General features: G+C 62.9%; 19 protein-coding genes. 7 read left to right on the top strand and 12 right to left on the bottom strand.

Annotated features, from left to right (window positions below):
* Nucleotides 1-535: 535 nt before the first annotated feature.
* The gene (locus AB8841_RS17670; RefSeq protein ID WP_370437129.1) at nucleotides 536-919 is read right to left on the bottom strand and encodes a response regulator; all 384 of its coding nucleotides are present in this window, start codon (nucleotides 917-919) and stop codon (nucleotides 536-538) included.
* A 122-nt stretch (nucleotides 920-1,041) separates the two neighbouring features.
* Between AB8841_RS17670 and AB8841_RS17665 the strand changes: the two genes are divergently transcribed.
* Together AB8841_RS17665 and AB8841_RS17660 are read left to right on the top strand one after the other, a co-directional pair.
* Entirely contained in the window at nucleotides 1,042-1,311 is a 270-nt protein-coding gene (locus AB8841_RS17665; RefSeq protein ID WP_370437128.1) for a DUF3572 domain-containing protein, read from the top strand.
* Nucleotides 1,312-1,353: 42 nt separating this feature from the next.
* On the top strand, nucleotides 1,354-2,631 hold the full coding sequence (locus tag AB8841_RS17660; RefSeq protein WP_370437127.1) for a DNA polymerase IV: 1,278 nt from the start codon (nucleotides 1,354-1,356) through the stop codon (nucleotides 2,629-2,631).
* On the opposite strand, the gene AB8841_RS17655 is transcribed toward AB8841_RS17660, so the two are convergent.
* Entirely contained in the window at nucleotides 2,622-3,458 is an 837-nt protein-coding gene (locus tag AB8841_RS17655; protein WP_370437126.1) for a cell envelope integrity EipB family protein, read from the bottom strand. The genes AB8841_RS17660 and AB8841_RS17655 overlap by 10 nt on opposite strands.
* Nucleotides 3,459-3,696: 238 nt before the next feature.
* On the opposite strand from AB8841_RS17655, the gene AB8841_RS17650 reads away from it, so the two are divergent.
* The 3 genes from AB8841_RS17650 (at nucleotide 3,697) to AB8841_RS17640 (ending at nucleotide 6,337) form a co-directional block, all read left to right on the top strand.
* A complete protein-coding gene (locus AB8841_RS17650; RefSeq protein WP_370437125.1) occupies nucleotides 3,697-4,167 on the top strand; it encodes a RidA family protein in 471 nt (156 codons plus the stop codon).
* On the top strand, nucleotides 4,164-4,916 hold the full coding sequence (locus AB8841_RS17645; protein WP_370437124.1) for a glycerophosphodiester phosphodiesterase family protein: 753 nt from the start codon (nucleotides 4,164-4,166) through the stop codon (nucleotides 4,914-4,916). The genes AB8841_RS17650 and AB8841_RS17645 overlap by 4 nt, the downstream gene beginning before the upstream one ends.
* 245 nt (nucleotides 4,917-5,161) lie before the next feature.
* Nucleotides 5,162-6,337 (top strand): GNAT family N-acetyltransferase, encoded by a 1,176-nt coding sequence (locus AB8841_RS17640; RefSeq protein WP_370437123.1) that lies wholly within the window; start codon nucleotides 5,162-5,164, stop codon nucleotides 6,335-6,337.
* 108 nt (nucleotides 6,338-6,445) lie between these two features.
* On the opposite strand, the gene AB8841_RS17635 is transcribed toward AB8841_RS17640, so the two are convergent.
* From AB8841_RS17635 to AB8841_RS17615, 5 genes are all read right to left on the bottom strand, one after another.
* Complete coding sequence (locus AB8841_RS17635) at nucleotides 6,446-7,021, bottom strand: NADPH-dependent FMN reductase (protein WP_370437122.1); 576 nt, start codon at nucleotides 7,019-7,021, stop codon at nucleotides 6,446-6,448.
* Nucleotides 7,022-7,245: 224 nt separating this feature from the next.
* A complete protein-coding gene (locus AB8841_RS17630; RefSeq protein ID WP_370437121.1) occupies nucleotides 7,246-7,497 on the bottom strand; it encodes a hypothetical protein in 252 nt (83 codons plus the stop codon).
* Nucleotides 7,494-9,956, bottom strand: a complete 2,463-nt coding sequence (gene clpA, locus AB8841_RS17625; protein WP_370437120.1) for an ATP-dependent Clp protease ATP-binding subunit ClpA — start codon at nucleotides 9,954-9,956, stop codon at nucleotides 7,494-7,496. Before clpA ends, AB8841_RS17630 begins: the two co-directional genes overlap by 4 nt.
* A 29-nt stretch (nucleotides 9,957-9,985) precedes the next feature.
* Nucleotides 9,986-10,378 (bottom strand): ATP-dependent Clp protease adapter ClpS, encoded by a 393-nt coding sequence (gene clpS / locus AB8841_RS17620; protein WP_370437119.1) that lies wholly within the window; start codon nucleotides 10,376-10,378, stop codon nucleotides 9,986-9,988.
* A 273-nt stretch (nucleotides 10,379-10,651) separates the two neighbouring features.
* Complete coding sequence (locus tag AB8841_RS17615) at nucleotides 10,652-10,987, bottom strand: phasin family protein (protein WP_370437118.1); 336 nt, start codon at nucleotides 10,985-10,987, stop codon at nucleotides 10,652-10,654.
* 252 nt (nucleotides 10,988-11,239) lie between these two features.
* On the opposite strand from AB8841_RS17615, the gene AB8841_RS17610 reads away from it, so the two are divergent.
* Nucleotides 11,240-12,781, top strand: a complete 1,542-nt coding sequence (locus AB8841_RS17610; RefSeq protein WP_370437117.1) for an SPOR domain-containing protein — start codon at nucleotides 11,240-11,242, stop codon at nucleotides 12,779-12,781.
* A 94-nt stretch (nucleotides 12,782-12,875) separates the two neighbouring features.
* Here the strand turns inward: AB8841_RS17610 and AB8841_RS17605 are convergent, their stop codons facing one another.
* The 5 genes from AB8841_RS17605 to AB8841_RS17585 form a co-directional block, all read right to left on the bottom strand.
* A complete protein-coding gene (locus tag AB8841_RS17605; protein WP_370437116.1) occupies nucleotides 12,876-13,586 on the bottom strand; it encodes a DnaJ domain-containing protein in 711 nt (236 codons plus the stop codon).
* Nucleotides 13,587-13,717: 131 nt separating this feature from the next.
* Entirely contained in the window at nucleotides 13,718-14,074 is a 357-nt protein-coding gene (locus AB8841_RS17600) for a hypothetical protein (protein WP_370437115.1), read from the bottom strand.
* An 80-nt stretch (nucleotides 14,075-14,154) separates the two neighbouring features.
* Nucleotides 14,155-14,403, bottom strand: coding sequence for a hypothetical protein (locus AB8841_RS17595; protein WP_370437114.1), 249 nt, complete (start codon nucleotides 14,401-14,403; stop codon nucleotides 14,155-14,157).
* A gap of 23 nt (nucleotides 14,404-14,426) precedes the next feature.
* Nucleotides 14,427-14,864 (bottom strand): DUF1489 family protein, encoded by a 438-nt coding sequence (locus AB8841_RS17590; protein ID WP_370437113.1) that lies wholly within the window; start codon nucleotides 14,862-14,864, stop codon nucleotides 14,427-14,429.
* Nucleotides 14,865-14,964: 100 nt separating this feature from the next.
* Nucleotides 14,965-16,944, bottom strand: coding sequence for an acetyl-CoA carboxylase biotin carboxylase subunit (locus tag AB8841_RS17585; protein ID WP_370437112.1), 1,980 nt, complete (start codon nucleotides 16,942-16,944; stop codon nucleotides 14,965-14,967).
* A 509-nt stretch (nucleotides 16,945-17,453) separates the two neighbouring features.
* On the opposite strand from AB8841_RS17585, the gene AB8841_RS17580 reads away from it, so the two are divergent.
* Nucleotides 17,454-18,728 (top strand): Nramp family divalent metal transporter, encoded by a 1,275-nt coding sequence (locus AB8841_RS17580; protein ID WP_370439298.1) that lies wholly within the window; start codon nucleotides 17,454-17,456, stop codon nucleotides 18,726-18,728.
* The last annotated feature ends 245 nt before the right edge of the window (nucleotides 18,729-18,973 follow it).

Genomic DNA, 18,973 nt, shown 5'->3' with positions numbered 1-18,973 from the left:
ATTCGCTCCCTGTCCGGCCGGGACGCGGATAGCTGCGGGAGACAGTTAGCGCATCGTGCGGAAAAGTGGATCCGGTCTCCGCTGACGCGGCCCTTCGGGTCCACTCGAACGATGCGCTCCTCCAGGAGGGAGCATCGGATTCAATTCCAGAAGTGGAGTCCGCTTTTCACGTCCGATGCTCTGACCTTGAGGGGAGCCGGGACAGGTCGGGGCCAGGCGATTCCGGCAATAAAAAAGCGCCCTGAGGCGCAGCATGGATCTTATGTAAGGACCAGGGATGGAGGGTGGCCGGCTGGAAGTGGTGTTGAGGAGGCAACGATCCTCTTCCAGCCTGGCCGAGCCCACGAAGTCCCAGGAGATGCGGCGGACCTGAGCATCCGTAGGGCATTTCTTCCGCCTGAGCGGGAAACTGGCTCGAACATATTAGAAACAAGAGCCGATGCAAGCGTCTATGTGCCTGAAAAGCTACATTTTACAAGAAAAGTTAACGGGATCGGCGGCTTTCCTCGAAAATGCCCGGCTACCAGCTTGACAGTTAGGAAGAAGCTCCTTCGGCCTCTAGGTATGTTTTCACAGTCGCAATGAACTTGGCGACGGAAATCGGTTTGGACATATAGGCTTCGCAGCCCCCCTCGCGGATTCGTTCCTCGTCGCCCTTCATGGCAAAGGCTGTGATCGCGATCACTGGAATGGACTTCAATTCCTCGTCGGCCTTGAGCCAGCGCGTGACTTCGAGGCCCGATACCTCGGGAAGCTGGATATCCATGAGGATCAGGTCCGGCTTGTGGGCACGCGCCAGTTCCATGGCTTCGATGCCATGGCTGGTCTTCAGCGTGGCATAGCCATGGGCCTCGAGGAGATCGTTGAAGAGCTTCATGTTGAGTTCGTTGTCCTCAACGATGAGCACGGTCTTCTTCATTGGCACAGTCCCTGAGGCCGGATGCAGCATTTCACCGGCTCATTTCTTCGAGAGATGGTATAGTTAGAGCATCACCTATTGATGAAGTGCAAACCGACAGCATGAACACTCCCTTAAAAAGGATGAATAGAGACGAAGCCGAGAACCTCGCCTTGAGCGCTTTCGCGTTCATCACGAGCGACGAGGAACGTATGAGCCGCTTTCTGGCCGTTTCGGGGCTGAGGCCCGACACGATTCGCTCCGCGGCCTCGGAGCCCGGCTTTTTCACCGGAATTCTGGACTACGTGGCCTCCGACGAGCCCCTGCTGGTTGCCCTAGCCAAGGAATTGAATACGAAGCCCGAGCACATCATGGCGGCGCATTGGACCCTCTCTCCTTCCGAGTTCGAGTAACCGCCCTTCCCCAGGTGCCTTTGCCCTGACCGTCCCTGACCCATGACCAGCGTTCCGCTCTGCCGCGATTGCCTCAGCCTCGCAGCCTCGCCCCTGGCGGAGCGGTGCTCCGCCTGCGGGTCTCCGCGCCTGCTCCGCCATCGGGAACGCGACCTGCTCTCCATCGCCCACGTGGATTGCGACGCGTTCTTCGCGGCGGTGGAGAAACGCGACGACCCGAGCCTCGCCGACAAGCCGGTGATCATCGGGGGCGGCAAGCGCGGGGTCGTGTCGACCGCCTGCTATGTGGCGCGCACCTACGGGGTGCGCTCGGCCATGCCCATGTTCCAGGCCCTCAAGCTCTGCCCGCACGCAGCGGTGATCTCGCCCAACGGCGAGAAATACCGGAAGGCGGGGCATGAGGTCCGGGCGCTGATGCTCGAGCTGACGCCCCTCGTCGAGCCGGTTTCCATCGACGAAGCCTTTCTCGACCTGACGGGGACGGAGCGTCTTCACCACGGGAGCCCTGCCCTGACTCTGGCCCGCTTCGCTCACAAGGTCGAGAAGGAGATTGGGATCACGATCTCCGTGGGACTGTCCTACAACAAGTTCCTCGCCAAGATCGCCTCCGACTTCCAGAAGCCCCGCGGTTTCTCGATCATCGGGCGGGAGGAGGCTCCGGCCTTTCTCGCGGACAAGCCCGTCGGCATGATTCCCGGCATCGGAGCCTCGGCCCAGGCCCGGCTCGCGAAGGTCGGCGTCACGCAGATCGGCCATCTGCGCGATGTGTCCCTGAAAGCCCTGTTCGAGGCTCTGGGCCGGGATGCGCAGCGCCTGTCGCGGCTGGCCTGGGGCGAGGATGCGCGGCGCGTGACTCCGGACCGGGAGACCAAGAGCATCTCGGCGGAGACCACGTTCGAAACCGACCTCCGGTCCTTCGACGACCTGGAGCCCGTTCTCTGGCGTCTGTCGGAAAAGGTGTCACGGCGCCTGAAAGCGGCGGGTCTTGCCGGACGCAGCGTCACCCTGAAGCTGAAGGACAAGGATTTCCGCCTTATCACCCGCACGCGCTCGGGCATGGCTCCGACGCAGCTCGCCGCGCGTCTCTTCGAGCCCGCGCGGCAGCTCCTCAAGGCGGCCTGCGACGGCACCGCCTATCGTCTCATCGGGATCGGCGCGGCCGATCTGTGCGACGCGGCCGAGGCGGATCGCGGCGATCTCGCGGATCAGAGCGTGATCAGGCAGGCCCGGATGGAATCCGCCATCGACCGGATCCGCGACAAGTTCGGGGCGGCTGCCCTTCAGAAGGGCATCGCCCTGCGTAACAAGCCTCAGCGCTGACAGGTGCTCGTCACGGGGGGGATCTCAAGGCTCTTGAGATCGCCCTTCAGGGCGAATTCGCCATAGTTGATCTTCAGGGCGCGGGCGATCCCGTTATCATAGAGCTCGAACGAGATCGTATAGGCCGGCTCCCGGTCCCCCTTGCCCTCCTCGAAGTAACTGATCGTCATCGGCCAGCGCGGCACCTTGGCCAGGGCCTCCTGACGGGCGGGCTCTTCCACATTCTGCCCGGCTCCCGGCTCGATCTTGCTGCCGATGACGCTCAGGGTCTCATAAACTTTCTTCCCGTCGTCCGAACCGTCATAGACCCGCGCGGAATAGGTATGCTCTCCCTTTCGCGCCGTCTCGATCAGGCGCTTCATGTGATCGGTCGGAAAGATCGGTTGTCCCGTGGCCGCGAAGGTATCGTGGCGCGGCTGCTTGAACCGGACGTTGAGCGAGCCGTCGGGCCGCAGCTGAGCGTCGCCGTCGACGCCGTCGCGAACGAGCCCCTGCGCCGTCGAGGTACTCTTGAAGCGCATCGACAGGCCGTCTCCGGACTCGTAGGTCGCAGTTTGGGTGTCGAGCGTGCGCGAGCCCGCCTCGCCGCTGTCGAGCACGGTGACCTGGCGGTACTTCAGGGTATAGCCCTCGCAGGCATCGCCGCCGAACTCCATGGCGATCCGGCCCCTCGCCGTCTCGACTCCCTTGGATCCTTCGGAGCGCAGGAGAGACAGGTCGTATACGGCTCTGTGCGGTATGAGATGAACAGGTGGTTTCTCAACATCCGCCATGGCGACAGTAACCATGGCGAAGGAAAGGCCGGCAGCCATCATAAGGGAACGCATGTCATCTCCAAAATTCGCCAAAAAATCGGCCCCGAAAGTCGATTCCGCCTTTTGGAATCCGTCCGACGCTCGCCTTGTCCAGCAGCGCATCGTCGGGTGCCGAAAAAACCGGCCTCACCTTTTTCGCAGGGTACGCTACGCGAAAATAGGAGCACCTTGAGGACAGGGCAATGTTCCGGCTTGCGTCCTTTAGCGCCATCCGCCACTAATCCCCACACTGTTACAGCAGAGGGCTCTCATGAGCGCAGTCGACAAGAAACTTCAGGACCTCGGCATCACCCTGCCGACTCCTGCCGCTCCGGTAGCGAATTACGTGCCGTTCGTCCGCACGGGCAACCTGGTCATCATCTCCGGGCAGCTCTGCCTCGGGCAGGACGGCAAGCTTGCCGACGCCCACAAGGGCAAACTCGGCGCGGAGATTTCTCCGGAGGTCGGTCAGCAGGCGGCGCGCCTTTGCGCCATCAACCTGCTCGCGCAGCTGAAGGCCGCGGTCGGCGACCTCGACAACGTGGTGCGCTGCGTTCGCCTCGGCGGCTTCATCAACGCCGTTCCCACCTTTGCCGCCCTCGCGCCGGTCATGAACGGCGCCTCCGACCTCATGGTCGAGGTGCTCGGCGATGCGGGTCGTCATGCCCGCTCCACCATCGGGGTCGCAGAACTGCCGCTCGATGCCTGCGTCGAAGTCGAAGGAATGTTTGAAGTCAAATGAATACGCCTGAGTGGCTTGTCGCGAAGCCCATCGCCCATCGCGGCCTCCATGACAAAGCGAACGGCATCGTCGAAAATACGATCTCGGCCGCGGAAGCGGCCATCGCGCGCGGTTTTCCGATCGAGCTCGACGTTCAGCTGACCGCCGACAACGACGTCATCGTCTTTCACGACTTCGACCTCGACCGCGTCACCGGCGAGACGGGGCTTGTCGCCGAACGCAATCTCTCCGCCCTCGCCGGGATCGAAATTTCCGGCACTCTCGGCGGAGACAAGATTCCCTCCTTCAAGGACTACCTTGCCAGGATCGCCGGGCGCACTCCGCTCGTGATCGAGGTGAAGAGCAAGTTCAACGGCGATATGCGCCTGACGAAGCGCGTGATCGAGATCCTGGCCGATTACAGCGGCCCGTTCGTCGTGAAGTCCTTCGATCCGGACATCCTGGCCTATCTTCGCCAGAACGCCCCGCACATCACGCGAGGCTTCATCGGCGAGCTGGAATACGCGTCGGAGGCAGACAGTTTCCTCCCCCCGGAGAAGAAGCACCGGATGGCGAACCTGCTGCATTTCGAGGAGACCCAGCCGCACTTCCTGTCCTGGAGGGTGAGGGACCTGCCCTGCGCCTCCGCCTACCTCAGCAGGCTCCTGGGCCATATCCCCGTCATGACCTGGACCGTACGCAATCCCGAGGATCGCGCGAAAGCCGAGAAGCATGCGGACCAGATGGTGTTCGAGGGTTTCATTCCCTGACCGGCCTTCCCGCCTCGCGTGGCTTTCCGGCGCAGGCAGGGATCCATCGCCGCGATCTTCGAAGGAAGAAGGACGGGTGGACCGATATTGCAAGGAACCCGTCGAGTGATTAGCTCTAGAGCAGCGTGCGAAGAAGTGGGAACCGGTTCTTCGCGAAGAACGATGCTTCATCAAGAGATAGAGCAAGCATTCTGATCCCGTCAGAATGCTTGCTCTAGGTCCGAGCGGCGGGATCCTTCCATTCAGTGACGTTCCAGGTCAAAATCGCCCAAGGACTGAAAGCGGTTTCCCCCGCCGCTTGGGATGCCTGCGCGCTTCGGACAGGTTCGGGCGACGATGATCCGTTCAATCCCTTCGTTTCCCACGCCTTCCTGTCGGCTCTCGAGGAGTCCGGTTGCGTCGGGCCCAAGACCGGCTGGGCGCCCGTGCATGTGCTGGTCGAGGCTCAGGATGGTGAGCTCCTGGGAGCGGCCCCCTGCTACGTGAAGTCCCATTCTATGGGCGAATACGTGTTCGATCACTCCTGGGCAGACGCCTATGAGCGCGCCGGCGGGCATTACTACCCAAAGCTCCAGGTGGCCGTGCCCTTTACCCCGGTGACTGGACCCCGCCTGCTCGTTCCGGATGGCGTGCAGGCCGATTCCGTCCGCGCCCATCTCGTTGCAGGGCTGCGAGCCCTGAGGGAACAGATCGGAGCCTCCTCGATCCACGCGACATTTCTTCAGCAGGCGGATCTCGACGCCCTGACGGCGCAGGGCTTCCTGCGCCGGGACGACCAGCAGTTCCACTGGTTCAATGAAGGCTACGGCAGCTTCGAGGATTTCCTGGCGGCGCTCGCTTCCCGCAAGCGCAAGGCGATCAGGCGCGAGAGGCGCGACGCCCTGGCGGGCGGCATCTCCATCGAGTGGCTGACCGGGCGTGAGATCACGCAGGCGCACTGGGACGCGTTCTTCGCTTTCTACATGGATACCGGCTCGCGCAAATGGGGCCGCCCCTATCTCAACCGACGCTTTTTCTCTCTCATCGGCGAGCGCATGGCCGACCGCGTGCTGCTCGTCATGGCCAGACGTAACGGCCGCCATATTGCGGGCGCCATCAACTTCATCGGCGACAGGCGTCTCTATGGGCGCAACTGGGGTTGCATCGAGGACCACCCCTTTCTGCATTTCGAGGTCTGCTATTACCAGGCCATCGAGTTCGCCATCGCGCGGAAGCTCGACCGTGTGGAGGCGGGAGCGCAGGGGGAGCACAAACTCGCGCGCGGCTACCGGCCGGTGATCACATCCTCGGCCCACGACATTGCCGAGCCATCCCTGCGCAGGGCGGTTCAGGCGTATCTCGATCAAGAGCGTGTTTACGTGTCCGAGGCGGCCGGCGAATTGGCGGAAGCCATGCCCTTCAGGCATCGCGACGAAGATTAGAGGCTCGGACGTGAAAAGCGGATTTGCACTTTCGGGATCGATCCGATGCTTCCTTCCCGGAAAGAGTCCATCGGATCCGGGTTCGATTACACGTCCGATGCTGTAGGATCAGGGGGCGGACGACCTCTTGCGCATGGTATCGGCATAGGCAACGAACCCCTGGAGGTATGTCCGAAGCTGCTCCTCGATCCTCTGGTCTGCAAGGGTTCCATCCTGGTTGAAGACGCTCTGGGCCCTGGACACCATCAGGCGGCCGCCCGACCAAAGGTCCGCACCCAAGGTCCGTAGGACGGGGAGCCATGCATTCTGGGACAGCACCGTGCCGAAGCCACCGGGAGAAGCCCCGATGACGGCAACCGGCTTGCCGCCGAACACACGCGGGATGTCGGCGGCCGGCCGCGAAAGCCAATCGATGGCGTTCTTGAAAACGCCGGGAATGGAATTGTTGTATTCCGGCGTGACCAGGAGCAACCCGTCCGCAGCCGCGATGGCGTCCTTCAAGACGGCCACACGCTCAGGTATTCCTTCGGCAGCCTCCACGTCCCCGTCGTAAAGCGGGATCCCCCGGATGGTTTCGACAACCAGGTCGGCTCCTTCCGGCATCAATCCCGATGCGCTTCGCAGCAATGCCGCGTTGTATGAGGCCTGGCGCAGACTTCCCGAGAGACCGATCAGCTTCGTCACGTTGCCATTACCTTAGGTAAGTGTCTTGCCAGAGTATCGGACCCAAAAGTGAATTTGCACTTTTAGGATCAAGTCGATGCTTCCTCCTCGGAACGAGCGCATCGCTCGTGCGAAAAAGTGGACCCGGCTTCCAAGGCCGGACTCCGCACCTGAAAGACGAAAGCCGCACCGGCACCCGAGGGCGTCGATGCGGCTTCATCAAAAGCGTCGTCCCAACCCTCTTGTCAGAGAGCGTCCGTGAGCGTCCTAAAACCCTCCATGAGGGCCTCGGGAGAGGACCCCATCGCGGCCAGTCCCGCCTTCAGGGACCAGTAGCAGCCGACGATGATCGCCGGGACCAGGACCCATCCGAGGATTTCCTCGAACCACACCCGCCGGCGCCGGCGCCGCTCGCGCTTTTCGCGCCAGGACGGCTTCGGCGGCGGCTCGATGATCCGGGTGGCCTCGATCGGGGCCTCATTCAGCTCATTCGTCATGCTCTAACCAACGGAACCTTGGGAACGGTGCGGATACCTCCGCCCCCATTACCACCGGATCCTTTTGGCTTCACGGACTTTTTCGTCTTGGAGGACGACTTGGCGCGGGGCTTCTTTTTCCCGGCATTCGTCACATCCTTTTCTGGCTTCGGCTTGACCGGGCCTTCGACATACTCGAAGCCGAGGCTCTGCAGGCCGATCTCGTCCGTCCTGACCACGACCTTGACCGCGCCGCCGCTCTTCAGGCGCCCGAACAGCACCTCGTCGGCGAGGGGGGTCTTGATGGTGGACTGGATCAGACGCCCCATCGGGCGGGCGCCCATGGCCTCGTCGTAGCCGTGCTCGACCAGCCAGTCGCGAGCCTCGTCCGTGAGTTCGATGGACACGTTGCGTTCGGCAAGCTGGGCATCGAGCTGCATGACGAACTTCTCGACCACCTTCTGCACCACCTCCTTCGGCAAATGCCCGAAGGATATGACCGCGTCGAGACGGTTGCGGAATTCCGGCGTGAAGAGCTTGTTGATCGCCTCCGTGTCCTCACCCTCGCGCTTGGTGCGGGTGAAGCCATAGGCCGGGCGGGCCATGTCGGCGGCGCCCGCATTCGTGGTCATGATGATGATCACGTTGCGGAAATCGACCTGCTTGCCGTTGTGATCCGTCAGCTTTCCGTGGTCCATGACCTGGAGCAGGATGTTGAACAGATCGGGATGCGCCTTCTCGATCTCGTCGAGGAGGAGCACGCAGTGCGGATGCTGGTCGACGCCGTCGGTCAGGAGACCGCCCTGGTCGAAGCCCACATAGCCGGGAGGCGCGCCGATCAGGCGGCTGACCGTGTGCCGCTCCATGTATTCCGACATGTCGAAACGCAGGAGCTCGACGCCGAGCGAGGCCGCGAGCTGCTTGGCCACCTCCGTCTTGCCGACGCCCGTAGGGCCGGCGAAGAGATAGGAGCCGATGGGCTTCTCCGCGTCGCGCAGGCCCGCACGGGCCAGCTTGATGGCGGAGGACAGCGCCTCGATGGCCTTGTCCTGGCCGTAGACCACGCGCTTCAGGGTCTCCTGGAGGTGCTCCAGCACCTCCGCGTCGTCCTTCGACACGGTCTTGGGCGGGATGCGGGCCATGGTGGCGATGGTGGCCTCGATCTCCTTGATGCCGATGGTCTTCTTGCGGCGGCCTTCGGGCAGGAGCATCTGGGACGCGCCGGTCTCGTCGATCACGTCGATCGCTTTGTCCGGCAGCTTGCGGTCGTTGATGTAGCGGGCCGACAGTTCCACCGCCGCCTTGATGGCTTCGTTGGTGTATTTGAGCTTGTGGAAGTCCTCGAAATACGGCTTCAGGCCCTTCACGATCTCGATGGCATCCGGCAGCGACGGCTCGTTCACGTCGATCTTCTGGAAGCGCCGGACGAGGGCGCGGTCCTTCTCGAAATACTGGCGGTATTCCTTGTAGGTCGTCGAGCCGATGCACCGCAGGGTCCCTTGGGCAAGCGCGGGCTTGAGCAGGTTCGAGGCGTCCATCGCGCCGCCGGAGGTGGCCCCCGCGCCGATCACAGTATGGATCTCGTCGATGAACATGATCGCGTTCGGGTGCTGCTCGATCTCCTTCATCACCTGCTTCAGGCGCTCTTCAAAATCGCCCCGATAGCGGGTGCCGGCCAGCAGTGTGCCCATGTCGAGGGCAAAGACCGTCGCGCCCTTGAGAACCTCGGGCACCTCGCCCTGCACGATCTTGCGGGCAAGGCCCTCCGCGATGGCGGTCTTGCCGACGCCGGGATCACCGACGAGGAGCGGGTTGTTCTTCTGGCGGCGGCAGAGAACCTGGATCGTGCGCTGCACCTCGGCCTCGCGGCCGATGAGCGGGTCGATCTTTCCTTCCTTCGCTTTCTTGTTCAGGTTGACGCAGTAAGAATCGAGGGCGTCGCCCTTCTTCTTCCCGCGCGCATCGGATTCGTCCTGGGTGGGGCGCTCGCTGGAGGATTCCTCCTCCGCGCCGCGCGGCGAGCGGCTTTCCGCGAGGCCAGGGCGCTTGGCGATGCCGTGGCTGATGTAGTTCACGGCATCGTAACGGGTCATGTCCTGCTCTTGCAGGAAATAGGCAGCGTGGCTCTCGCGCTCGGCGAAGATCGCGACGAGCACGTTCGCGCCGGTCACCTCGTCACGGCCCGAGGACTGGACATGGATCACCGCCCGCTGGATCACACGTTGGAAACCGGCCGTTGGCTTGGAGTCCTGGCGGCCGTCGGCCACCAGATTGGCGAGTTCGCTGTCGACGTAATCGACCAGGTTCCGGCGGAGGACTTCGAGATCGACATTGCAGGCCCGCATGACGGCGGCCGCATCCTGGTCGTCGATCAGTGCAAGGAGAAGATGTTCGAGAGTTGCATATTCGTGTCGGCGCTCACCCGCGAGAGCGAGAGCTCGGTGAAGGGCTTGTTCCAGACTGCGAGAAAAGCTCGGCAACGGCTTGTCCTTTATGAGACGGGTCTCGGCTAATTCTTTTCCATGACGCATTGCAGAGGGTGCTGGTGCTTACGGGCGAAATCCATCACCTGGGTCACCTTCGTCTCCGCAACCTCGTAGGTAAAAACTCCACACTCCCCGACGCCGTTCTGATGCACGTGCAGCATGATCCGGGTCGCATCTTCGCGGTTCTTATTGAAGAAACGCTCCAGCACATGCACCACGAACTCCATCGGGGTGTAATCGTCGTTCAAAAGAAGAACGCGGTAAAGGTTCGGCCGTTTCGTCCGCGGTTTAGCTTTTGTGATGATGGCCGTGTTCGAGCGACCATCATCGTCGCCGCCAGGGGGCTGTGACCCGCCGGCAGCGGAGAGTGGCAACCGCTTCGTCCGGATCAGACTGTCCTGAGCTAACCGCAGCATGATATTTCGACCGACCCCTTGTTATCGCCCTCGGCTCCCGCGCACCCCGCGTCTCCGCCGGGCCGCAGCGCCTCGAGCCAAATGTATAGTCGCTCCATTCGGTTCGCTAGATCAACCAGATGGAGACGTGAACCGGCTTTTGAAAGCGCGACATCTTCCCGCTCTCCCGTGAAGCCGCCCGGAGTCCCTCGTTCCGCGACCCTCAAACGCAAAGCGCCCGGCATGGTGGCCGGGCGCTCCGTTCGGGACCGATGAGACGGATCGGACCTGGTCTCAAGCCTTGACGGCCTTGGACAGAAGGCCCTCGAAGGGCTTGAAGGTCTCGGTCGCCAGCGCCGTATAGAGGGCGCCCATCCGGGTCGACTGGCCGATAAGGCTATCGCAGGCATCCTTCACATAGGCGGCCTGCACCTCGATGGCCTTCTCGACGTTCTGGACGCCAGTCAGCTTCTCGAATGTCTCGGAATTGTATTCGAAGGATTTGCGGGCGAACTCGGCGGTTTCGTTGACGATCGCCTGGGCATTGCTGGAGAAGGCACCTGCGGCCTTGTAGGCAGCTTCCAGGTTCTCCTGGCCAAACTTCTGCAAGTTTGCGAAAGGCTGAATCATAGTTAACCTCGACTGTAAGGCGTTTGGTGCCGGCACATGCCGACGAACAGTAGCGGGCCCCATTATGTGCACCGCACAAAATTCGTCAAGTTTTTTGTGCATCGCACAAAAACTATTCAACCGGAGCAATCCCTGTTAACGGCCTCGTAACCTCACTCTCGTACGGTCGGACAATGTGTTGCGCCGGCAACATTCTCCGTTTGGAGAACCGGTCGCGGAGGCAAAAAACCCAACTCAACAGGGATTTTCAGTATGACTTCGGTTTGGGTACGACGCCGAACTGCATGGACGTTTATTGGTATTGTCACCTCGGTCGCCATAGCCCTGTCCACTCCTGCTGAAGCCGCGCGCCGCAAGGTTTCCTCGGGAGGCGGCTACGCTCCTCCTTCCGCGTCCATCGTCGTGGATGCAAAGACCGGCAAGATCCTCCAGGGCGAGAACATCGACGCGCCCCGCATCCCCGCCTCCATCACCAAGGTGATGAGCCTGTACCTGCTGTTCGAGCAGCTCGAACGCGGCCGCATGGCCCTGAATACCCCCCTCACCGTCTCGGAATACGCGGCGAGCCAGCCCCCGACCAAGCTCGGCCTGCGCCCGGGCTCGACGATCGAGGTGGACGACGCGATCAAGGCCATGGTGACCCTGTCCGCCAACGACGTCTCCGTCGTGGTGGCCGAGAACATCGCCGGCTCCGAAGAGGCCTTCGCACGCATGATGACGCGCAAGGCCAAGGAACTCGGCATGAACTCGTCGGAATTCTACAATCCGCATGGCCTGCCGAACACGCCGCCGAACATCACGACGGCGCGCGACCTCTCGATCCTCGGCCGCGCGATTCAGGACCGCTTTCCGAAATATTTCGCCTATTTCGACACCCGATCATTCCAGTTCGGCAAGCGCACGATCCGGGGCCACAACAGGCTTCTGGGCCAGTTCAACGGCGTCGACGGCATCAAGACCGGCTATACCCGCCTCTCCGGCTTCAACCTGCTGACATCGGTCAACACGGACAGCCGCAGCCTCGTGGCCGTGGTTCTCGGCGGCCGCTCGGCCGGCTCGCGCGACCAGAAGATGGCGGGCCTCATCGAGAGTTACCTGCCCCGCGCCTATGCCGGCAGCCGCGTGGCGCCGCCCGTGGTCGAGCGCGGCGCTCAGACCCAGGTGGCCGAGGCGGCACCCGTCCCTGCTCCCGTCCAGGTCGCCTCGGCAGCGCCGCAGGCCATGGTCGCCCCCGAGGCTCCCGCGCCGGTCCCCGTTCCGGAGCGCAAGCCGCTCGACCTGAACACCCTGCGTCCGGTGGTGGCCTCCGCGACCGGCGCGAGTTCCACCACCACCCCATCGTCCATCCGCTGGCAGAAGGGCTCCGAGCCGTTGCCGCTGAACGCCCAGGCCTATGCGGCGCTTCCGGCGCAGCCCCCGAAGATCTCGGATGCCCAGAAGGCAGCCCTTCAGGCCAAGATCGCGACCAAGCCCGCGCCTTCGGCCCAGCCCGAGCTGACGAAGGTCGCCTCCCTGAAGGTCGAGCTTCCCGAGCCCAAGAAGACCGTCAGCGGCTGGGTGATCCAGCTCGGCGCGACCGACGACGAGGGCAAGGCTAAGGACATCCTGGACTCCGCCCGCGGCCGGTTCGGCAATGTCCTCGGCAGGGTCTCTCCCTACACCGAGAAAGTAGTCTCGAACGGCGGCACGCTCTACCGCGCCCGCTTCTCCGGCTTCAAGGAATCGGGCGATGCCGAGAAGGCCTGCAAGGCGCTCAAGAAAGGCGGCCTGAACTGCTTCGCCTCCCGCGGCTGACAAAGTTTTAATCTCTCGCCGTTTTAATCAATAGGCGACGGTGCGTTGTGTCTGCTCCGTCGCACTCATCAAAATCCGGATCGCGCGTGGAGTATCAGCGATGTCGGCTCAACAGGACTTCTCTCGCCTGATTCACGCGAGCGGCGAGATACGCCGTCCCTCCCTGGTCAGGATGGAGCTTCTTAATCAGCGTGCGATGCGCATGTCTGATCTCGTCGAGGCTCGCTCCCGGCTTAAGCCCCAGGATCTGATAGGCCTCATCTTCCGTCATTACGCCCGAATGCGCATGGGTGCGCGTCCGCGTGTCTCGATCTCCCTGAGCGTCTTCACGCCAGCCGGCAAACCGGCGATCAAGATAAGCCTCTAGGAGCGAAATCCCGTCGGGATCCAGAGCGCCGCACTCGTCGTAGAGGCGGCGCAGGTTCTCAGGTCCCAGGCTCGACAGCCGCCGCCCGGCGAAGGCGCCGGCCAGGACGCTGCCCTCTACTCCCCCCGTCGCATGGTCGATCTCCATCTCGATCATGGCGGACCGGATCCGCGAATACCGGCCGGCGGCCTTCTGAAAACGGCCCAAGGGACCGGGGAGCGGCAATCCGCTCCAGCCAAGCATCCAGGCGCCGAGGCCACCCACCAGGAGGGCTGTGGCGATCTGTCCCTTGGCCCCGATGGCCACCGCCGCGCCGAGGGCCGCGATCCCTCCGACGACCTTCACGGCCTTGGCCACGGCAACCGTCTCCGAGCGGGCGAAAACCTTGAGCAGCCACCACACGAGGGCGGCCGCCGCAATTCCAAAAAGCAGCATCATGTGTCCATTCCCACCTCATGATGTGGGCTGGGACGAGGCACTTGTAAATCGTCGAGGGCTTCTTTCACGACAAAGCCGGCCCCACTTTCGTGGAACCGGCCTCGACAGAACCGGAATGTCCGTATGACGATTCAGTGGAGGAGGCGGACCGATCCGCGCTGGCTCTCCCGCTCCCAGGCCTGAATAACGACACCGTTGATGCCCGAATCGTGCAGACGGTCGCTCAGGTCGATGAAATGGCGCTCCGTGATCTCCACGTCGATTTCGATCTCCTTGTCCTCGACCTGCTCGAGCTCGCAGGCAGCGTAGCGTTCGTACGCGGCCGACATCTCGGCATAGGCGAATGCAACCGGGAGAGTGCGGAAGATCGTGGAGAAATCGTCGTCCAGCTCCCCCGTTGTCAGATCGCGCATCTGGACGAGATATCCGTCCTCGTGCTCACAGACTTCATAACGCCAGTGCCGGCCTTCGGATGCGGACAGGAGCATCGGAACCTCCACTCTACTGAACTGTAAGGCCAATGCGAATCCAGCCAGCGGAGTTCCAAGATGTTCCTCAGCAAAAAAGTCTAACGGCGCCAGCCTGTTTCCACGCGCACGCTGCCTCCGATGCGCACCGTCGTTCCGTTCCCGAAATCGATGGCGCCCGGCTCGCTCCGCAGCGCTTCCGCCTTCGGCCTGGGTTCCACCACATTCTTGCATTCGGGCGGAATCTGAAGGACCTGTCCCGGCTTCGGATCCGGGATGCGGCACTCCTTGGCGAGTGCGGGTCCCGCCGTCATGAGCAGTGACGATGCGAGAAGAGTCGGCAGCCTCATGACACTCTCCGGATTCACATAGGTTAAAGCAGACCGAGTTCGGCCAATTCCCGTCGCATGTCCTCCGGCATCTTGGCAAGATCGCCCGCCTTGACGTCGATATCGCGCGGCGCATCCTTCGCGGCCAGATAACGCCATCCCTGGAACGGCCTATAGGGACGCGGCTCCACGGCGACGACCTTGGAATCCAGGACGAGCCGGCAGCGGCCGATGCCATCGGCGTCGGTGAAAGCGCGCACATCCAGGAGCGTCTGGCGCGCAGCGACCTGGCCCTTGATGACCCAGTAGAGGGAACCGCCGTCGAGAAGCTCTTCCACGCGCTTGGGCATCATGCGGGTGGTGTGCGTCTGTTCGTAGTCGCGTCCGAGCCGCCGATGATGGGCGCGGTTCTCCTCGATCCATTCCTCGAGATCGGTGATGGACTCGCAGCCTACGCAGAGTTTGATGAGGTGAAGAGCCATGTCAGCGTTGAACCATGCGGATGGGGATACGCCTATCAGGCGTTCCGCCGCACTCCTATTCCTCTTCTGCCTTCAGGACAATGAGACGAGCCCCTTCTGCCTATTTCTCCTCTGCCTTCAGCACGATGAGACGGGCACCTTCGGCAACCTGCGCGCCGGGCTCGGCGGCGATCTCCGCCACCTCGCCGTCGGAGGGCGCCACGAGCACGTGCTCCATCTTCATCGCCTCGACGACCGCAAGGCGCTGCCCCTTCTCGACCTTCTCGCCCGGCTGCACGAACACGGCCACGAGCTTCCCGTGCATCGGCGCCTTCACGGAGCCGCCCTCGTCCATGTGATCGAGGTCGACGTCGAAGGGATCGTAAGGCTGCACGAGCGTCTGGCGTCCGTCTCGGAAAATGTAGACACCGTGAGGCGTATCGACCTCACGGTCGATCTGCTCGTCGGCCCAGGGATCGCTCTGACCCACGGCGACCGTGCTGACGCCCGAATGGTCGGCGCTGAACACTTCGCGCGCCTCCACGCGCTCGCCGTCCACGCGCAGCACCATGCCGACGCTGCGCGTTCCGAGAAGCTGGAATCCGTCGGGCTGCGACCAGGGCGACGACGGCTCATCGTTCGTCAGATGCTCGGACATCCGCAATCGGTCTATCTCTCGTGAAATCAAGGCCGCGGCGCCGAAAGAAGCGGCGACCTCGTCAACGGGTCGCGGTTGCGCGCCGAGTTCTTCCAGATTCCGTTCGATGAATCCGGTGTCGAAGTGCCCTGCCCTGAATTGTTGAGCCTCGCAGAGCTTCTTCAGAAACGCCGTGTTGGTCTTCGGTCCGGCGACGATCGTCTGCCCGAGCGCGTCAGCGAGCTTCGACAGTGCCTCATCGCGCGTGGCGCCATGGGCGATCACCTTCGCGATCATCGGATCGTAATAGGGCGTCACCTCGGCACCCGCCTCGACACCCGTGTCGATACGAATGCCCTCGCCGTCTGGAAATTCCAGAGCCCAGAGTTTGCCCGTCGACGGCAGGAACTCCTTTTCCGGATCCTCCGCGTAAAGGCGGGCCTCCACGGCATGACCGTCGACGGAAAGGTCACCTTGCGCGAAGGGCAGCGGCTCGCCGGACGCCACGCGGAACTGCAGCTCGACGAGATCGAGCCCGGTGATCGCCTCCGTCACCGGATGCTCCACCTGCAGGCGCGTGTTCATTTCCATGAAATAAAAGCGGTCGGGGCGAAGGCCCTCGCGTCCGTCGGCGATGAATTCCACCGTGCCTGCGCCCACATAGCCCACGGCGCGCGCGGCCTCGACCGCCGCCTGGCCCATGGCGTGGCGCATCTGAGGCGTCATGCCGGGAGCGGGCGCTTCCTCGATCACCTTCTGATGCCGACGCTGGAGCGAGCAATCGCGCTCGAAGAGATGCACCACGTTGCTGTGCGCATCGGCGAACACCTGCATCTCGATATGGCGCGGCGACAGGATATATTTTTCGACCAGCACGCGCGGGTCGCCGAAGGCGCTCGCGGCTTCGCGCTGCGCGCTCTCCAAGGCGGCATCGAAATCGGCGGCCTTGTCGACGCGCCTCATGCCCTTGCCGCCACCGCCCGCGACGGCCTTGATGAGAACCGGATAACCGATCTCGTAGGCTTTCTGGCGCAGGAAATCGGGATCCTGCTTCGAACCGTGATAGCCCGGCACGACCGGCACGCCCGCCTGCTGCACGAGCGCCTTGGCGGCATCCTTCAGGCCCATCGCCCTGATGGCCGAAGCAGGCGGCCCGACGAAGACGATGCCGTTGGCCGCGCAGGCCTCGGCGAATTCGGCGCGCTCGGACAGAAAACCGTAGCCGGGATGAATGGAGGCCGCCCCGGCCTGCTTGGCGACTTCGATGATCCTGTCGATCCGCAGATAGCTCTCGCGGGCGGGCGCGGGGCCGATCGGGTAGGCCTCGTCCGCCATCTGCACGAACAGGGCGTTCGCGTCCGCCTCCGAATAGACCGCGATGGTGCGCATCCCCAAGCGCTGCGCCGTGCGGATGATCCGGCAGGCGATCTCGCCGCGATTGGCAATGAGGACACTCTCGAGCATGGTCATCCTTTCCGGTCCGAATTCAGGTTCGGTCGATCAACAGCTAGAGCATCGGACCCAAAAGGGGAATCCACTTTTGGGATTGGGTCCGATGCCGCCTTCCTCAAGCGTCGAACGCGGGAAGCGGGAACCCGTTTTGCGCGAAAAGACGCTCAAGATCATAGACTTAAGGGCCCATCGTTTGGGCGAAAAACCGGCCCCTTTATCCACATGATGCACTGGAGCAAAACCTAGGCGGCTTGTCATCTTCGAACAGCTGCCGCTGCGTCATCCCGCGGCCCGGAACCGGCGCTTCCGTGTGTCGTCGGTCTGGCGCAGGTTCGGTCTCATTCCAATGAGCTCTTGCCCACCCTCGAATTCCCCTGTGAATGCCCTCTTGCGCGGTGGGAGAGCCCGGTCTACCCTTTACTTGCAAATGACTTGCAACTGCAGAATAGGCCATGGATCAATCTCCCCCCATCTCCCTCGTCCGCAAGGCAGCCTGGCGTCAGGAAGGCAACCTGCCGTCGATGCCTGAAGTGAACCGTTCGATTAAGGTCCGCTCAGGGTCCCCCTGGCGGCGAGCCATGGCGTTCTTCGGGCCGGGCTACCTCGTGGCCGTGGGCTACATGGACCCTGGCAACTGGGCCACCTCCATCGCGGGCGGCTCGAAATACGGCTATGCTCTGCTGTCGGTGGCCCTGATCTCGAACGTCATGGCGATCATCCTGCAGTCGCTGTGCGCCCGGCTGGCGGTCGCCACGGGACGCGACCTCGCCCAGGCCTGCCGCGACGCCTATTCGAAGCCCGTCGCCTGGGGATTGTGGGTTCTGGCGGAGCTCGCCATCTGCGCCACCGATCTCGCAGAGGTGATCGGTACGGCCATCGGCCTCAACCTCCTGTTCGGGATTCCTTTGGAGATCGGCGTCGTCATCACGGCGCTCGACGTATTTCTCATTCTCTATCTGCAGAACCTCGGCTTCCGCTGGGTCGAAGCCTTCATCATCACCCTGCTCGGAGTGATCGCCGTGTGCTTCGGCATCCAGATCGTCATGGCCGATCCTCATTGGGGCGCAGTCGTCGCCGGTTTCGCTCCCACGACCCAGATCGTCACCGATCCGGACATGCTCTACCTCGCACTCGGAATCCTCGGCGCGACGGTGATGCCGCACAACCTCTATCTCCATTCGGGCATCGTGCAGACGCGCGCCTATGGCGAGTCTCTGCCCGAGAAGCGCGAGGCGCTGCGCTTCGCGACGCTCGATTCGACCGTGGCGCTCATGTTCGCGCTCACGATCAACGCGTCTCTCCTGATCCTCGCGGCGGCCGCCTTCCACCACACGGGCCGCACCGAAATCGCCGAAATCGGCGAGGCCCATACCCTGCTCTACGGCATTCTCGGGACCGCCATTGCCCCCATGCTGTTCGGCCTGTCGCTGCTTTGCTGCGGTCTGAACTCCACCGTCACGGCCACGATGGCCGGTCAGATCGTCATGGAGGGTTTCATCAACTTCAGGATCGCGCCATGGATGCGCCGCCTCATCACGCGCGGCATCGCCATCATTCCGGCCGCCGCCGTCACCATCGCGTATGGCGAGGGCGGAACGGCGAAACTCCTGATCCTGAGCCAGGTGATCCTCAGCCTTCAGCTCCCCTTCGCGGTCATCCCGCTGGTCACCCTGACGGCCTCGCGCTCCAAGATGGGCGACCTCGTGACGCCCCGCTGGCTCACGGCCGTCGCCGGCCTGGTCGCGGCCGTGATCGTCGTGCTCAACATAAAGCTGCTGGCGGATTTCGTGGTGTGACGAGGCACTGGGAGGCCTCGTCCATCAGAGCATTGAACGCGGGAGGTGGGAACCGGTTTTGCGTGAAAAGATGCTCACAATCAAAATGTCAAAGCATCGGACGTGAGTTCGATTCGACGTCCGATGCCGCTCCCGTCGTGTCGGCTCTCACGTCATGCCCGCACTTGGTTTACGGCCATCCACGTCTTCGGAGCCGATGAGCCATCAAGACGTGGATGCCCGGCTCAAGGCCGGGCATGACGGGG

Source organism: Microvirga sp. TS319 (assembly GCF_041276405.1).
Lineage (GTDB): Bacteria > Pseudomonadota > Alphaproteobacteria > Rhizobiales > Beijerinckiaceae > Microvirga.
Note: the sequence above shows the minus strand (reverse complement) of the source record. Positions and strands in the feature narration are given on the sequence as shown.

Excerpts from the sequence above, each read along its gene's own strand:
- AB8841_RS17670 (WP_370437129.1), bottom strand. The coding sequence starts at position 919 with ATGAAGAAGACCGTGCTCATCGTTGAGGACAACGAACTCAACATGAAG.
- AB8841_RS17665 (WP_370437128.1), top strand. The coding sequence starts at position 1,042 with ATGAATAGAGACGAAGCCGAGAACCTCGCCTTGAGCGCTTTCGCGTTC.
- AB8841_RS17660 (WP_370437127.1), top strand. The coding sequence starts at position 1,354 with ATGACCAGCGTTCCGCTCTGCCGCGATTGCCTCAGCCTCGCAGCCTCG.
- AB8841_RS17655 (WP_370437126.1), bottom strand. The coding sequence starts at position 3,458 with ATGCGTTCCCTTATGATGGCTGCCGGCCTTTCCTTCGCCATGGTTACT.
- AB8841_RS17650 (WP_370437125.1), top strand. The coding sequence starts at position 3,697 with ATGAGCGCAGTCGACAAGAAACTTCAGGACCTCGGCATCACCCTGCCG.
- AB8841_RS17645 (WP_370437124.1), top strand. The coding sequence starts at position 4,164 with ATGAATACGCCTGAGTGGCTTGTCGCGAAGCCCATCGCCCATCGCGGC.
- AB8841_RS17630 (WP_370437121.1), bottom strand. The coding sequence starts at position 7,497 with ATGACGAATGAGCTGAATGAGGCCCCGATCGAGGCCACCCGGATCATC.
- clpS (WP_370437119.1), bottom strand. The coding sequence starts at position 10,378 with ATGCTGCGGTTAGCTCAGGACAGTCTGATCCGGACGAAGCGGTTGCCA.
- AB8841_RS17615 (WP_370437118.1), bottom strand. The coding sequence starts at position 10,987 with ATGATTCAGCCTTTCGCAAACTTGCAGAAGTTTGGCCAGGAGAACCTG.
- AB8841_RS17610 (WP_370437117.1), top strand. The coding sequence starts at position 11,240 with ATGACTTCGGTTTGGGTACGACGCCGAACTGCATGGACGTTTATTGGT.
- AB8841_RS17605 (WP_370437116.1), bottom strand. The coding sequence starts at position 13,586 with ATGATGCTGCTTTTTGGAATTGCGGCGGCCGCCCTCGTGTGGTGGCTG.
- AB8841_RS17600 (WP_370437115.1), bottom strand. The coding sequence starts at position 14,074 with ATGCTCCTGTCCGCATCCGAAGGCCGGCACTGGCGTTATGAAGTCTGT.
- AB8841_RS17595 (WP_370437114.1), bottom strand. The coding sequence starts at position 14,403 with ATGAGGCTGCCGACTCTTCTCGCATCGTCACTGCTCATGACGGCGGGA.
- AB8841_RS17590 (WP_370437113.1), bottom strand. The coding sequence starts at position 14,864 with ATGGCTCTTCACCTCATCAAACTCTGCGTAGGCTGCGAGTCCATCACC.
- AB8841_RS17585 (WP_370437112.1), bottom strand. The coding sequence starts at position 16,944 with ATGCTCGAGAGTGTCCTCATTGCCAATCGCGGCGAGATCGCCTGCCGG.
- AB8841_RS17580 (WP_370439298.1), top strand. The coding sequence starts at position 17,454 with ATGCCTGAAGTGAACCGTTCGATTAAGGTCCGCTCAGGGTCCCCCTGG.